The sequence below is a fragment of the Collinsella sp. wc0529 genome (genome assembly GCF_046116875.1).
GTDB lineage: Bacteria > Actinomycetota > Coriobacteriia > Coriobacteriales > Coriobacteriaceae > Collinsella.
On record NZ_JBJXBO010000002.1, the window covers coordinates 332,876 to 347,562 of the forward strand.

Here is a 14,687-nt window from a genome sequence, read left to right on the forward strand (position 1 = left end):
GCAACCATGTCAACCCTTTCCCCGCTGGAGACAAATAGCCTCAAAGGCGCCTTGGAGGCGCTCCTGCTGGTGTCGAGCGATCCGGTGAGCGCGCCCGCGCTGGCTGGTGCGCTGGATATCGCCCCCGGCGAATGCGCATCGCTGCTCGCCGAGCTCAAAGTTGAGTACGAGGAGGCCAACCGCGGCTTTCAGCTGCGCGAGGTCGCCGGCGGCTGGCGCCTGTTTACGCATCCCGCATATCACGACGTGGTCGAGGCCTATGTGTTGAGCTGGGACACGCAAAAACTGTCGCAGGCGGCACTCGAGACCCTGGCCGTGATCGCCTATCACCAGCCCGTGACGCGCGAGGTGGTCAAGGGCATCCGCGGCGTCAACTCCGACGGTGTCATTGCGTCGCTCGTTGACAAGGGCCTGGTGCGCGAGCTCGGGCGCGACCCCCAGCGCGGTCAGGCCATCATTTACGGCACGACCAACGCCTTTTTGGAGAAGTTCGGTCTGCGCTCCACCCGCGACCTTCCCGATCTGGAGCAGTTTGCCCCCGACGAGCAGTCACGTCAATTTATCCGCGAGCGCCTGAGCGGCCGCAGCATTCAGTCCACGCTCGAGGAGCAGGCTGAGGATCTGGACGAAGAACGTGAGCTGCTCGATACCGATATTGATGATGTCGAGGCAGTCGGCGGCGAGGAAACGCTGTCCACCGACGACACTGCGGAGGATACGCATGACGAAGACTAACGAGACAGGGGAGATGCGCACCGGCGCTGCGGCGCCCAACGCGGATGTGCACAAGTCCGACGCCCAGCCCGTCTATCCGCACACCATGCGCCTGCAGCGCTTTTTGGCGCGCGCAGGCGTGGCGAGCCGCCGCGGGTCGGAGGACCTGATGACCGCCGGCCGAGTGACGGTTAACGGCGAGGTCGCGACCGAGTTGGGCACCAAGGTCGATGTCGACCGCGATCATATCGAGGTCGACGGCATGCCCGTTAAGCTCGACCAGGGCGCCGTGTACCTGATGCTCTACAAGCCGACCGGCTATCTCACCACCATGAGCGACCCGCAGGAGCGTCCCTGTGTGGCGGACCTGGTTCCCCGCGACCGATTTCCGGGCCTGTTCCCGGTGGGCCGCCTGGACCGCGACACCACGGGCCTTTTGCTCTTTACCACCGACGGCGACCTGTCGCAGGACCTGCTGCACCCGAGCAAACACGTCTACAAGACCTACCAGGCACTCGTGGACGGCGAACTGTCCGACCGCGACCTCACGCCGCTGCGTCGTGGCATCGAGCTCGACGACGGCCTATGCCAGCCGGCAATCTGCCGCGTCATCACCGCTCGCGAAGCCGAGGCCGTGGCTCCGCAGGGCGTCAAGCCCGGCACCACCGCCGTGGAGGTCATCATCCGCGAGGGTCGTAAGAACCAGGTCAAGCGCATGCTGGGCAAGATCCACCACCCGGTGATCCGCCTGCATCGCAGCAACTTTGCCGGCCTGGAGCTCAAGGATGTGGCCAAGGGCTCGTGGCGCGAGCTCACCGACCGCGAGGTGCAAATCCTCAAGGCCGGCGGCATCCCGCCTAAGCAGGCCAGCTCCAAGCGCGACAGCGGCAAGCCCCAGGGCACGCCCGCGGCACGCACGCGTCACCACGGCAGCCACGGCTCCGCGCCCAAGCGCAACACCTACCGCGAGCGCTACACCGGCTAGGCAGACCGCCAAGCCGCAGCGCCCGCGTCCCATACCAGCACGTCAACCACCGAAAGGAAGCATTGCATGATCGTCGCCATCGACGGCCCCGCCGGTTCCGGCAAGTCCACCATCGCCAAGGAGATCGCCCGCCAGCTGGGCTTTAACAAGCTCGATACGGGCGCCATGTATCGCGCCGTCACCTTCGCCGCGCTCGACCGCGGCATCGACCTGGACGACGAGGCTGCCATCGACGCCCTCGCCGAGCAGATCGAAATCCGCTTTACCAACGGCACCGGCGAGGACACACGTCTGACCATTGATGGCCAGGACGCCTCGGCTGCCATCCGCACCCCGCAGGTCGACGCCAACGTGTCCAAGGTCTCGGCCTACCCGGGCGTGCGCGCGGCCATGCTCGTCCATCAGCGCCGCGCCGCCGAGGATCGCGACATCGTGGCCGAGGGTCGCGACATCGGAACCGTCGTGTTCCCCAACGCGCAGGTCAAGGTGTTCCTGACCGCCGACCCGCGCGAGCGCGCCCGTCGCCGCGTGCTGCAGCGCCACCAAAACGACGCCCAGCCGCTCACCAGCGAGCAGCTCGAGGCCGAAGTCGACGAGACCCTCGATGCCCTCAAGCAGCGCGACAAGCTCGACAGCAGCCGCGAGGTGGCGCCGCTCGTGCCCGCCGAGGACGCCGTGCACGTCGACTCCACCGCACACACCATAGACGAGGTCGTCCACATTATCGAGGACCTCATCAACCAAAGGAGGTAGCCCATGCGCCTGTTTAAGCAGACGCCCGAGGATTACTACAACGCCCCTTATGCCGAGTTCCCCGTGCTCATCCGCGGCACCGTCTTCGTGGTCATGGCAATCCTTTGGGCCTTCTCCAAGCTCATGTGGCGCTGGAAGGTAGAGGACGCCGATCTGCTGTTTGAGCGCCAGGAAGGCCGCGGCAGCGTGGTCATCTGCAACCACACCTCGATGGCCGAGCTTTTGGCTGTAGAGACGGCGCTGTTCTTTGGCGGCCGCCGCATTCGCCCCATTTTTAAGTCCGAGTTTGCCAAGAGCAAGATCGTACGCTGGGCCTTTAGCCGCGTTGGTGGCATCCCCGTGGAGCGTGGTACTGCCGATATGAAGTGCCTGCGTGCCGCCCAGCATGCGCTGCAGCGCGGCGAGGACGTCCTGATCTTCCCCGAGGGCACGCGCATCCGCTCGCGCGAGATCAAACCCGAGGTCCACGGCGGCTTTGCGCTCATCGCCCAGATGGGCAAGGCACCCGTGAACCCGCTCGCCATCTGTGGCTGGTCCGACATCACGCCTGCGGGCAAAAAGATCATGCGCCCCAAGAAGTGCTGGATCCGCGCCGGCAAGGCCATCTCGCTTTCCGACGCGCCAGCCGGGCTTAAGCGCACGGAGCGTCTGGCCTGGTTTGAGTCCGAGGCCATGAACCGCGTCTACGCCATGCGAGACGAGCTGTGCGCCGAGCATCCGGGCAGGTTCTAGCCATGGACGAGAACGTTATGGGCACCACCGCGACCGCGTCCGACCAGGGCGGCGCGCCCACCATCGAGATCGCAGCCCATGCCGGCACCTGCTACGGCGTGCAGCGCGCGCTCGACATGGCGCTGGCCGCCGCGCCGCAGGCAGGGGAGAGCGCTCAGGTCCACACCCTGGGCCCGCTCATCCATAACCCCATCGTGGTACGCGAGCTCGCTGAGGCAGGCGTTGGCTTGGCCGAGAACCTGGACGACGCATCATCGGGTACCGTGATCATCCGCGCCCACGGCGTGGTGCCGCAGGTGATCGATGCTGCCCGCACGCGCGGCCTCAACGTGGTCGACGCCACCTGCCCTTACGTCAAGAAGGTCCACGTGGCCGCCGAGCGCCTGGTGCGCGAGGGCGATCGCGTACTCGTCGTGGGTGAGCCGGGCCATCCCGAGGTCGAGGGCATTCTGGGTCACGCCGGCGATGATGCGCAGGTCGTGAGCTGTGCCGCCGACGCCAACGCCTTGTCGCTCAAGGGCAAGGTAGGCCTGGTTGTGCAGACCACCCAGACCGCGCAGAACCTCGCCGAGGTCGTGGCAGCTATCACCCCGCACGTGCAGGAGCTGCGTGTGATCAACACCATCTGCGCCGCCACGAGTGAGCGCCAGCAGGCAGCCGCCGCACTTGCCAACCGCTGCGACTGCATGGTCGTGGTGGGCGGCAAGAACTCGGGCAACACCCGCCGCCTGGCGCAGATTTGCGCAGACGCCTGCGAGCGCACGTATCACATCGAGGAAGCTTCCGAGCTCCAGGCCGCGTGGTTTGCCAACGCGCGCCACATCGGCATCACTGCCGGAGCCTCCACCCCGCAAGAACACATCGAGCGCGCCGTTGCGCGCATCAAGGAGCTTTGCCGCTAACCATGGACCAGACCGTACCCGCATACGCCGCCGAGGTGGCCGATTACGGGCGCAGCCGCGACCCCGAGCCGGGTGAGGGCGCGCTCGTTAAGAACGTGCGTCCCGAGTCGCCCGCATGGGATGTGGGTATCGAGCCGGGCATGCGCGTGCTTACGGTCAACGGCGAGCAGCTCACCGACATGATCGTATGGCTTTGGGAGGCCGACGATGATACCGTCGACCTCGAGGTTTTCGACCCACGCGACAACACCGTCACCTCCGTCGAGCTCGACCGCTTCCCGGGCGAGGACTGGGGCCTGGAGTTCGACGGCCCCATCTTTGACGGCATGCGTACCTGTGTGAACGCCTGCGTGTTCTGCTTTATGACCATGCTGCCCAAGGGTGGCCGCTCCACGCTCTATATCCGCGACGATGACTATCGCCTGAGCTTTTTGCAGGGCAACTTCGTCACGCTCACGAACCTCACCGACGAGGACGTGCAAAACGTCATCCAACGCAACATGAGCCCTATGAACGTGTCGGTCCATGCCGTGAGCCCCGACGTCCGCCGTCGTATGATGGGCCGCAACGCCCAGCGCGGCATGGACGTACTCGAAGCCATCATGGCCGCCGGCATCGAGATTCACGCGCAGATCGTGTTGTGCCCCGGCATGAACGACGGCGAGGAGCTGGAAAAGACCCTGCGCTTTTGCGAGGAGCACGAGCAAATCACAAGCCTGGGCATTGTGCCGCTCGGTTTTACCAAGCATCAGAACCGCTTTAGCTGGTCATACAGCGACAAGCCCGAACTGGCGCGCGAGACCATTGCCATGATCCGTCCCTACCAGGACCGTGCCTACGAGCGCTTTGGCCGCCATACCTTCCAGATGAGCGACGAGTTCTACCTGGACGCCGGCATCGAGCCGCCCGAGGCGGACTTTTACGACGGTTACCCGCAGTACTACGACGGCATCGGCATGATCCGCTCGTACCTGGACGAAACCGACGACGTGCTTACCGCCGACGCCGAGCGCCTAGCCCGCGTCCGCGAGGCCATCGCCGCCCGTAGTCAGCGCCTCCTGTGCCTCTCGGGCGCCAGCGCACGCGACACGGTGGCCCGCTTTGTGGAGTCGCCCCAGGGACTCGCCGGCACTGTCACGGCCATCAAGAACCGCTACTTTGGCGGCAACGTGGACGTAACCGGCCTCATCGTCGCGTGTGACATTCTTGAGCAGCTACCCCAAGACCTGTCGGGGGTTATGCTCTTTGTGCCTAAGCTCATGTTCAACGCTGACGGCATGACGCTTGACGAGTATCATCGTGACGATTTACTCGCAAGCCTTACCAGTCGCGGCGCCGAGGTTCATGTGGTGTCGACCATGCCGCATGAGCTGCTCGATACCCTGGAGCACATCCTTGGCATTGTGCCTGCCGACTCTAACACTTCCACTGACCCTACCCATTAAAGGAGTGCAGATGAAACCTATCGTCGCCGTCGTCGGACGCCCCAACGTGGGCAAGTCCACGCTCGTTAACCGCCTGGCCCAGACCTCGGACGCTATCGTCCATGAGTCTCGCGGCGTCACGCGCGACCGCTCGTACCACACGGCCGATTGGAACGGCCGCGAGTTCACCATCGTCGACACGGGCGGCATCGAACCGCTCAAGAGCGATGACGTCTTCGCCACGTCCATTCGCGACCAGGCCCTCGCCGCCGCCGAGGAAGCCGCCGTCATCCTGTTTGTGGTCGACGGCCGCACCGGCGTCACCGAGGAGGACGAGTCGGTCGCTCGCATGCTCAAGCGCTGCGACAAGCCGGTCTTTCTACTGGTGAACAAGCTCGACAACCCCGATCGCGAGAACGACAGCATCTGGGAGTTCTATTCGCTCGGCATCGGTGAGCCCACGCCGCTCTCGGCCCTGCATGGCCATGGCACGGGCGACCTGCTCGACGACATCGTGGCCCTGCTTCCCGAGGAAGAGGACGAAGTCGCCGACGAGTTCCCCGATGCGCTGAACGTGGCCATCATCGGTCGCCCCAACGCCGGTAAGTCCTCGCTGTTCAACCGCATCCTGGGCGCCGACCGCTCCATCGTGTCCAACATTGCCGGCACGACGCGCGACGCCATCGACACGGTCGTCGAGCGCAACGGCAAGCACTACCGCATGGTCGACACCGCGGGCATTCGCAAGAAGAGCACCGTGTACGAGAATATCGAGTACTACTCCATGGTTCGCGGCCTGCGCGCCATCGACCGCGCCGACGTGGCGCTGCTCGTCGTCGACGCCTCCGTAGGCGTCACCGAGCAGGACCAGAAGGTCATGGGCTTGGCCATCGAGCGCGGCTGCGCCATCGTGGTGCTGCTCAACAAGTGGGATCTGCTCGACGACGACCGTAAGCGCGAGGCCTGCATGGAGACCATCGACCGCCGTCTGGGCGTTATGGCTCCCTGGGCCCAGTACCTGCGCATCTCTGCCCTGACCGGCCGCAGCGTCGAGAAGATCTGGGCGATGGTCGACGCCGCCGAAAAGACGCGCTCGCAGAAGATCAGCACCTCGCGCCTCAACACGTTCCTCACCGACCTGCGCGAGTTCGGTCATACCGTGGTGGACGGCAAGCGCCGCCTGCGCATGCACTACGTGACCCAGACGGGCGTCAACCCGCCGACGTTCACGTTCTTCGTCAACCACAGCGACCTGGTCAACGACACCTACCAGCGCTACGTAGAGAACCGCATGCGTTCGACCTTCGACTTCGCCGGCACGCCCATTCGACTCTTCTTTAGGAAGAAGGAGCAAAAGGATGCATAATCCGATTCTGCTGACCGCCATCTGCGCCGTGGTCTCGTTCTTTATCGGGGCGATTCCGTTTGGCCTGATCTTGGGCCGCGTGTTCAACCACACCGACATTCGCAAGGCGGGCTCCGGCAACATCGGCACCACCAACGCACTGCGCGTAGCCGGCCCCAAGGTGGCCGCGCTCACGCTGCTGCTCGACTGCCTTAAGGGCGCCATCTGCGTCCTTATCGCCCGTCCACTCATTGCCGACTTGGGCTATGGTTTTCCGCCGAGTATTATGGCCCCCGGCGCCGCCGGCGACTGGATGCTCGGCGTCATTTGCCTGGCAGCGGTGTGGGGCCATATCTTCTCGCCCTACCTCAACTTCCATGGAGGCAAGGGTATCGCCGTGGGTCTGGGCGTTATCCTCGCCTGGTACTGGCCCATTGGTCTGTCGCTGCTGGGCATGTTTATCGTGGCCGTCGCCATCACCAAGTTCGTGTCGGTGGGCTCGCTTGCCGCGGCCATCGGTCTTCCCATTGCCGCTTGTGCGGTCTTTCCGTACAGCAGCCTAGGACTTAAGTTTTGCATGGCGATGATCGGCATCACCGTGGTGTGGGCCCATCGTGCGAACATCAAAAAGCTCATGACCGGTAAGGAGTCCAAGCTCTCGTTTACCAAGCGCGTCACCGAGCCCGACGATAAGTAGGAGAGAGTCATGAATGTTGCGCTGATTGGCTCTGGCTCCTGGGGAACCGCCGTCGCCGGCCTTGCCGCCGCGCGAGCCGAGCGCGTGACCATGTGGGCCCATAGCGAGCAGACGGCCGCCGGCATCAATGGCGAGCACCGCAACCCACGCTACCTTGTGGGCTACGAGCTGCCCGGCAACGTCGTCGCCACGACCGAGCTCGTGCAGGCGCTCGACGGCGCCGAGGCCATCATCTTTGCCGTTCCTTCGACGCACCTTCGCAGCGTGTGCCACCAGGCCGCGCCCTTTATCGCCGCCGATACCCCGGTGCTCTGCCTCACCAAGGGCATTGAGCCCGAGTCCGGCCTGCTCATGAGCGAGGTCATCGCCAGCGAGATCGGCAACGAGGCGCGCGTGGCGGCCCTCTCGGGCCCCAACCATGCCGAGGAGATTTGCCGCGGCGGACTTTCTGCCGCCGTCATCGCCAGCGAAGATCCGCAGATAGGGGAGGCCTTTAAGGAGCTGCTGCTTTCCACGGCCTTCCGCATCTACCTGTCGCAGGACATGACTGGCGTCGAGGTCTGCGGCGCCATGAAAAACGTCATCGCCATCGTGTGCGGCATCTCCGCCGGCTCGGGCGCGGGCGACAACACGCTTGCCCTCATCATGACGCGCGGTCTGGCCGAAATCAGCCGCCTGGTTCACGCCCGCGGCGGCCAGGCCATGACTTGCATGGGACTTGCCGGTATGGGCGACCTTATCGCCACCTGCACTTCGGAGCATTCGCGCAACCGGACCTTTGGCTACGAGTTCGCCCACGGCGTGTCGCTCGACGAGTATCAGGCACGCACGCATATGGTGGTCGAGGGTGCCGTCGCGGCCCGCAGCGTCAGCGAGCTCGCCCGTTCACTGGGCGTAGACATTCCGCTCACCTTTGCCGTGGAGCAAACGCTCTACAACGGTGTTACTTTGGATAGGGCGCTCGAGATCCTTACCGACCGCGTCCCCTCTCAAGAGTTCTACGGACTCGCCGACTAGCGCAGAAAGGCTACTACCATGGGTTCCATCAAAATCGCTCCGTCCATCCTTTCGGCCGACATGGCCAACCTCAAGGGCGAGCTCGACAAGATCGCCGGTGCCGACTACGTGCACTTCGACGTCATGGACGGTCACTTTACCGGCAACCTGACCTTTGGCGTTGACATCCTTAAGGCCGTCAAGCGTTCCACCGACGTGCCGGTCGACGCGCACCTGATGGTGTCGAACCCCGACGAGACGGTCGATTGGTACGCCGACGCCGGCGCCGATATGATCACCGTGCATTACGAGGCTTCCACGCACCTGCACCGTACGCTCACCCATCTGCAGCAGCGCGGCGTCAAGGCCGGTGTGGTGCTCAATCCCGCCACGCCCGTGTGCGTACTCGAGAGCATCATCGACGTTGTCGATATGGTGCTGCTGATGAGCGTGAACCCTGGCTTTGGCGGCCAGAGCTTTATCCCGGGCATCATCGCAAAGCTCCACGAGCTCAAGGCCATGTGTGAGCGCCACGGCGTTTCGCCCCTCATCGAGGTCGATGGCGGTATCTCTTCCAAGAACATCGCCGAGGTCGTTAAGGCTGGCGCCAACGTGCTCGTAGCAGGCTCCGCCGTATTTAAGTCCGAAGATCCCGCTGCCGAGGTTGCGCTGCTGCAGAAGCTGGGCAATGAGGCCGCACAGGAGGCATAAATCCTTATGACCGCAGGTCAAAACCGCATACCCGTGAATCTTGACTATGCCGCCTCGACGCCCATGCGCGCCGAGGCGCTCCTTGCGCAGCGCGAATATGACGACAGCGAGCTTGCCGGCGTCAACCCCAACTCGCTGCACTCGCTTGGACGCAAGGCCGCCGCACGCCTGGAAGTTGCCCGTCTCGAGATCGCCCGTAGCTTTGGCGAACGCGTCCGCCCGTCCGAGATCATCCTTACCAACGGCGGCACCGAGGCCAACCAGCTGGCGCTGCTCGGACTTGCCGAGGGCGCTCGTCAGCGCGATCGAAAGCGCGATCGTGTAATCGTTTCGGCCATCGAGCACGATTCGATTCTGGACAACCTACCGCTGCTGCGTGCCGCCGGCTTTACCGTCGACCTGGCGCAGCCCTGCCGCGCGGGCTACATTGAGCCTGCCACGCTTGTCGAGCTGCTCGGCGACGACGTGGCGCTCGTGAGCATTATGGTCGCCAACAACGAGACCGGCGTGGTGCAGCCCATCCGCGAGCTGGCCGCCGCCGCACATGCTGCCGGCGCCTTGTTTCATACCGATGCCATCCAAGGCTACTTGCATATTCCGCTCAATGTCACCGAGCTGGACGTCGATGCTATGACCGTTGCCGCGCACAAGATCGGCGGCCCTGTGGCGTCCGGCGCGCTCTACCTTAAGAGCCGCACGCCGCTGCGCCCCCGCATTTTTGGCGGCGGACAGGAAGCCGGACGTCGCGCGGGTACGCAGGACCTGCGTACCCAGCTGGCTTTTGCCGCTGCCGCCCGCACGCTAGCGCCCCATGTAGCCCAGGAGCGCACAACGCTGCAGGCCTTATCCGATAAGCTCTATGCCACGCTTACGGCCCATCCTCGCATTCACGCCACGATGGGCGACTACGCGCAGGCCGATCGCCTGCCGGGTATGGTATCGATCTACATTGATGGCATGGACTCCGAGGAGCTCATCATCAAGCTCGACGCCGCCGGCTTTGAGGTATCGGCAGGCTCGGCATGCTCGAGCGGCAATATGGACCCCAGTCACGTTTTGAGCGCGATGGGCATCGGTCGCGAGCAGGCATTGGGCGCACTGCGCATTTCCTTTGATGACCGCGTGAATCCGGACGATCTGGACGAGTTTGCCCAGACGCTGCTCTCGATCGTGGGTGCCGCATGATCGTCGCCGAGCTCGAGCGTGCCCTGCTGGCACGCTATCCCAAGACCGATGCCGAGAGTTGGGACCATGTAGGACTCTCCGTTGGCGACCCTGCCGCTGAGATTACCGGTGTTGCCTGCGCACTCGATGCGACCGAAGCCAATGTGCACCGCGCCCAGGAGGCCGGCGCCAATGTGCTGCTAACGCATCATCCCATCTATATCAAGGCGCCTGAGGCCTTTTGTCCGGCGGATGCCACACGTCCCCAATGCAGCGCGGCGCTGTACGAGGCAGCTCGTTGCGGCGTGAGCATCATCTCGCTTCACACCAACCTGGACCGCTCGCACGAAGCGCGCGTTCGCCTGAGTGAGCTGCTGGGCGCTGAGCCCATGAGCTCGTTGGAGCACGTGGACGACCCCGAAGCGACCGGCCTGGGCGCGCTTGCAACGCTGAACGACCCCTGCAGCCTGCGTAACCTTGCCGCGCGCGCCGCAGCGGCGTTTGGCAGCGACCCCCGCGTATGGGGCGAGGCCGATTACCCGTGCCGGACCGTCGCCATTCTGGGCGGCTCCCTGGGTGACTTTGGAGAGCTTGCCATCGCCGCGGGCGCGGACGTTGTCGTGTCGGGCGAGGCGGGCTACCACGTAGCGCAAGACCTTGCGTTGCGCGGACTGCCGGTGATCTTGCTCGGCCATGACCGCTCCGAGGAGCCGTTCGTGGATATCTTGATGAACTCTGCGGTTGACGCCGGGGTCGACCCCCGTCATACGATTAAAATACTGAACCCTTGCCAATGGTGGACTGTGACAAAAGGAGAGAACTTATGAGCGCCGGCGCTACGCTACTCAAGCTGCAACAGATCGATTTGGAGCTCGCCCGCAACAAGAGCGAACTTGCCAATATGCCGGAGCTCAAGGAGCTCGCTTCCAAGCGCAAGACCTATGTGAAGCTCAAGGCCGAGATGACCAAGCTCTACGCCCAGCGCAAGGATCTGGACATTGAGCTCGACGACCTCAACACCACCGAGATTCAGACCAATAACGCCATCGAGGCCGCCAAGAAGCGCCACGTTGACGGCTCTGACTACCGCGAGGTTCAGGACCTGGAGAACGAGCTCGCCACCCTGGCCAAGCGTCTGGACAAGATCGAGCACACCCGCAAGGACGTCGTAGTCGCCCACAAGGAGGCGCTCGACCGCGAGGCCCGTGCGCAGGCCATCATCGCCAAGTTCGAGGAGGGCGTGAAGGCCGATACCAAGGCCGCTCGTGCCAAGGCCGCCGACCTGCAGGCTCAAATTGACGCCGCCACCAAGGAGCGTACCGCGCTTGCTGCCACGCTGCCCGCCGACGTGCTCACCGACTACGAACGTCTGCTCAAGCAGTTCCGTGGCCTGGCCGTCGAAACCATTCAGGGCAACATCCCCACGGTCTGCCACACCGCGCTGCAGGCGTCGTCCATGAGCGACCTCAACCATGACGGCAGTGAGATTACGCACTGCCCGTACTGCCACCGCCTGCTCGTGCTCCCTAGCAAGGAAGCCTAACGATGACGGCGGCACCCAACAATTCAATGCTACTTGAGGGAAAAACGATCCTGCTGGGCATTACCGGCGGGATCGCCGCCTATAAGTCGTGCAATATCGTGCGTCTGCTGCAAAAGCGCGGCGCACGCGTTAAGGTCGTTATGAGCGAGCATGCCACCGAGTTTGTGGGCCCGCTCACCTTCCGCGCGCTCACCAATGAGCCGGTCGCAGTGGGTCTGTTCGACGACCCCTCCGACCCCATCCACCACATTTCGCTCGCGCAGGAGCCCGACCTGGTGGTCGTGGCGCCTGCCACGGCAAATATCATCGCTAAGATGGCCAACGGAATCGCCGATGACCTCATCTCCACCACGCTGCTTGCCACGCCGCGACCCATCGTGATCGCCCCCGCCATGAACAATGGCATGTGGAAGGCGCCGGCGACGCAGGCCAACATGGCCACGCTGCGCGAGCGCGGTGTCCATGTGGTGGGTCCCGGCAGCGGCTACCTTGCCTGCGGCGACGTGGACACGGGCCGCATGAGTGAGCCCGAGGACATCATCGAGGCTGTCTGCGATGTGCTCAACCCCGCGCCTCAGGACCTGGCAGGTAAGCGCATCGTCATCACCGCCGGACCCACGCACGAACCGATCGATCCTGTGCGCTTTATCGGTAACCGTTCGTCGGGCAAGATGGGCATCGCCCTGGCAGGGGAGGCCGCTCGCCGCGGCGCTGCGGTCACGCTCGTGTTGGGACCGACATCGCTCGATGTTCCCCGCGGCGTGGAGTGCGTGCGCGTGCAGACCGCCGCAGAGATGCTCCAGGCGGCCCTGAGCGCCTTCCAGACGGCCGAAGCGGCAATTTGTGCGGCCGCCGTCGCCGACTACACACCCGCCGCTCCTGCCGACCATAAGCTCAAAAAGTCCAACGAACGCTTGGATCGCATCAAGCTGGTCGAAACGGTCGATATTTTAGCCGAGCTCTCGCGCCAGAAGGGCGAGCGATGCGTGATCGGATTTGCGGCCGAGACCGATAACGTTGTCGAGTACGCCGAGCACAAATTGGTCCGCAAGGGTTGCGATGCGATTATCGCCAACGATGTCTCGCGTGCCGATTCGGGTTTTGGAACCGATACCAACAAGGCCTGGATCGTGAGCACAGCGGGTACGCAAGAACTTCCCGTACTAACAAAACCCCAGCTCGCAGATACAATTTTGGACTTGATTCAAAATTTGTAAAAAAGTTCTTGCACAAGGACAAAGTTTCGGGTTAATATACTCCCTGTTGCGAGCGAGAGCAGAGCAACAAACAAAAGCTTCGGGACGTGGCGCAGCTTGGTAGCGCACTTGACTGGGGGTCAAGGGGTCGCTGGTTCGAATCCAGTCGTCCCGACCAGAAGTTTGCAGGTCAGGCACCTAGTGCCTGACCTTTTTTGTTTTAAGCAATTGCTTAATTTTGTTAAGCAACAGGGTGCCAAAAATCTACCTACGCGGTAATCGCCTTTTGCGGCTACTTGCGCGTTTTGCACGCGCTTGAGCCGATTTATTAACGCGATATGAATCTACATACGCGTAGCTGGTATACAGCTGAGTACGGGCTGTATTTATCGCGGCAATTTACACAGATATAGCGACTGTAACGAACAAACGTGTCGCTGTATTTATTCCGGTAGTTCACTTGATCGGTGGACAAGTGGGCTGTTGCGACGAAACGCCAAGCAGGATGGGCTCTATACGAGGACGCCGCAGAGGCAATGGCGGGGGAGTGCGGCAGGCGCTCTGAGAGCCGCTGTATGACCCCATTTCTCCTCAACCCGATTACCTGTGCTATGAACCTCGAATTGTTCGAGTAATCGCCAAAAGAAAAGCCCTCGCAGGATTGCGAGGGCTTTGCGCTAAAAGAGATCAGAAGCAGAAAGCGGGGAGAACATAAAACGAGTCCGTCGCGCTGTAGCTGTAGCAAATACCGCCGCTTTGAACATAGCGAAAGGACGTGGAGCTGCGCGGTCTCACGGAGCGAGTCCAGTGGCTATAGCCTGATGCACCGGAATAGTTCGACCCCGTCACGCCCTTGGATTTGTAGCACTCGTACTGGATGCCGTCGGATTGCATATCCCCGTATACTTCGGTTGCCGAGAGCAGAAAAACCTTGTCGGTCGTCGCTGAGGGGGCACCGCCCCAGTTACCGCCAACGTTATCGGTTGTCTTTGTGACGGGTTTCACCTTTGACTGGAAGAACCTCTTGCCTTATTAAAGAAATACGCCAAATACAACGGATATAAAGCGGAAGGAGGCGACATCAAGTAACTATCAAAGGCCAGATTAAGGAGCCAGCCATGAAGAACTGCCTGCCCTCCATCGTCTCAGCAGCTCTTTGCCTCTCCCTTGTCATGACACCATTTGTGCCCGTTGCGGCAGCCTATGCCGACGATGGATCTCCCGCCGAGAGCAGCGAAATCTACGTCGGAGACAACTACGACGAAAATTACGATATATCCCTTTTTGAGCGCGGACGCTGCACGGATTCATATTCCAAGGCGTGGTGCGATTCTCACGGATTTGCAAATAACCGCCCCGTCCCTCACAAGGTCAAGCTGAACGCGAAGGTGGAGGCTTGCCTGCGCGATCTCCAGCTTGCTGGCACCGCTGAAGTTATCGCCGGTCTCGTGACAACCGGTCCTAGCGGCGGCTTTTTTGCAACCGCAATGACATCGTACCGACTTTTCATTTGCATGTTCTGAAA

16 protein-coding genes and 1 tRNA gene are annotated in these 14,687 nt (G+C 62.8%); 16 read left to right on the top strand and 1 reads right to left on the bottom strand.

The genetic code is table 11. The features are described 5' to 3' along the window. Window positions 1-6 precede the first annotated feature (6 nt). From scpB to ACKUTP_RS08100, 15 genes are all read left to right on the top strand, one after another. Window positions 7-735: an SMC-Scp complex subunit ScpB gene (scpB, locus tag ACKUTP_RS08030; protein WP_250787761.1), complete on the top strand. Its 729-nt coding sequence runs from the start codon at window positions 7-9 to the stop codon at window positions 733-735. Continuing rightward, complete coding sequence (locus ACKUTP_RS08035) at window positions 722-1,699, top strand: pseudouridine synthase (RefSeq protein ID WP_171025247.1); 978 nt, start codon at window positions 722-724, stop codon at window positions 1,697-1,699. Before scpB ends, ACKUTP_RS08035 begins: the two co-directional genes overlap by 14 nt. 66 nt (window positions 1,700-1,765) lie before the next feature. After that, complete coding sequence (gene cmk / locus ACKUTP_RS08040; RefSeq protein ID WP_138340986.1) at window positions 1,766-2,452, top strand: (d)CMP kinase; 687 nt, start codon at window positions 1,766-1,768, stop codon at window positions 2,450-2,452. A gap of 3 nt (window positions 2,453-2,455) precedes the next feature. Next, the gene (locus ACKUTP_RS08045; protein WP_138340988.1) at window positions 2,456-3,184 is read left to right on the top strand and encodes a lysophospholipid acyltransferase family protein; all 729 of its coding nucleotides are present in this window, start codon (window positions 2,456-2,458) and stop codon (window positions 3,182-3,184) included. 2 nt (window positions 3,185-3,186) lie between these two features. Further along, complete coding sequence (gene ispH / locus ACKUTP_RS08050; RefSeq protein WP_409064022.1) at window positions 3,187-4,086, top strand: 4-hydroxy-3-methylbut-2-enyl diphosphate reductase; 900 nt, start codon at window positions 3,187-3,189, stop codon at window positions 4,084-4,086. Between the two features lie 2 nt (window positions 4,087-4,088). Next, window positions 4,089-5,531: a DUF512 domain-containing protein gene (locus ACKUTP_RS08055; RefSeq protein WP_409064023.1), complete on the top strand. Its 1,443-nt coding sequence runs from the start codon at window positions 4,089-4,091 to the stop codon at window positions 5,529-5,531. A gap of 10 nt (window positions 5,532-5,541) precedes the next feature. Continuing rightward, window positions 5,542-6,876: a ribosome biogenesis GTPase Der gene (gene der, locus ACKUTP_RS08060; protein ID WP_006236029.1), complete on the top strand. Its 1,335-nt coding sequence runs from the start codon at window positions 5,542-5,544 to the stop codon at window positions 6,874-6,876. Next, entirely contained in the window at window positions 6,869-7,552 is a 684-nt protein-coding gene (gene plsY / locus ACKUTP_RS08065; protein WP_349114115.1) for a glycerol-3-phosphate 1-O-acyltransferase PlsY, read from the top strand. Before der ends, plsY begins: the two co-directional genes overlap by 8 nt. A gap of 9 nt (window positions 7,553-7,561) precedes the next feature. Further along, window positions 7,562-8,569, top strand: coding sequence for an NAD(P)H-dependent glycerol-3-phosphate dehydrogenase (locus ACKUTP_RS08070; protein ID WP_409064024.1), 1,008 nt, complete (start codon window positions 7,562-7,564; stop codon window positions 8,567-8,569). Window positions 8,570-8,587: 18 nt separating this feature from the next. Continuing rightward, the gene (rpe, locus tag ACKUTP_RS08075) at window positions 8,588-9,259 is read left to right on the top strand and encodes a ribulose-phosphate 3-epimerase (RefSeq protein ID WP_409064025.1); all 672 of its coding nucleotides are present in this window, start codon (window positions 8,588-8,590) and stop codon (window positions 9,257-9,259) included. A gap of 6 nt (window positions 9,260-9,265) precedes the next feature. After that, entirely contained in the window at window positions 9,266-10,444 is a 1,179-nt protein-coding gene (locus tag ACKUTP_RS08080; RefSeq protein WP_409064026.1) for a cysteine desulfurase family protein, read from the top strand. Then, window positions 10,441-11,250: a Nif3-like dinuclear metal center hexameric protein gene (locus tag ACKUTP_RS08085; RefSeq protein ID WP_409064027.1), complete on the top strand. Its 810-nt coding sequence runs from the start codon at window positions 10,441-10,443 to the stop codon at window positions 11,248-11,250. The genes ACKUTP_RS08080 and ACKUTP_RS08085 overlap by 4 nt, the downstream gene beginning before the upstream one ends. Further along, window positions 11,247-11,966, top strand: a complete 720-nt coding sequence (locus ACKUTP_RS08090) for a zinc ribbon domain-containing protein (RefSeq protein ID WP_035138469.1) — start codon at window positions 11,247-11,249, stop codon at window positions 11,964-11,966. Before ACKUTP_RS08085 ends, ACKUTP_RS08090 begins: the two co-directional genes overlap by 4 nt. Window positions 11,967-11,968: 2 nt before the next feature. Further along, complete coding sequence (coaBC, locus tag ACKUTP_RS08095; RefSeq protein WP_409064028.1) at window positions 11,969-13,183, top strand: bifunctional phosphopantothenoylcysteine decarboxylase/phosphopantothenate--cysteine ligase CoaBC; 1,215 nt, start codon at window positions 11,969-11,971, stop codon at window positions 13,181-13,183. A gap of 80 nt (window positions 13,184-13,263) precedes the next feature. Continuing rightward, window positions 13,264-13,340: transfer RNA gene (locus ACKUTP_RS08100), tRNA-Pro, on the top strand. 509 nt (window positions 13,341-13,849) lie between these two features. On the opposite strand, the gene ACKUTP_RS08105 is transcribed toward ACKUTP_RS08100, so the two are convergent. Continuing rightward, a complete protein-coding gene (locus ACKUTP_RS08105; RefSeq protein ID WP_368143250.1) occupies window positions 13,850-14,167 on the bottom strand; it encodes a DUF6273 domain-containing protein in 318 nt (105 codons plus the stop codon). 113 nt (window positions 14,168-14,280) lie between these two features. On the opposite strand from ACKUTP_RS08105, the gene ACKUTP_RS08110 reads away from it, so the two are divergent. Beyond that, window positions 14,281-14,685: a hypothetical protein gene (locus ACKUTP_RS08110; RefSeq protein WP_409064029.1), complete on the top strand. Its 405-nt coding sequence runs from the start codon at window positions 14,281-14,283 to the stop codon at window positions 14,683-14,685. Window positions 14,686-14,687: the final 2 nt, after the last annotated feature.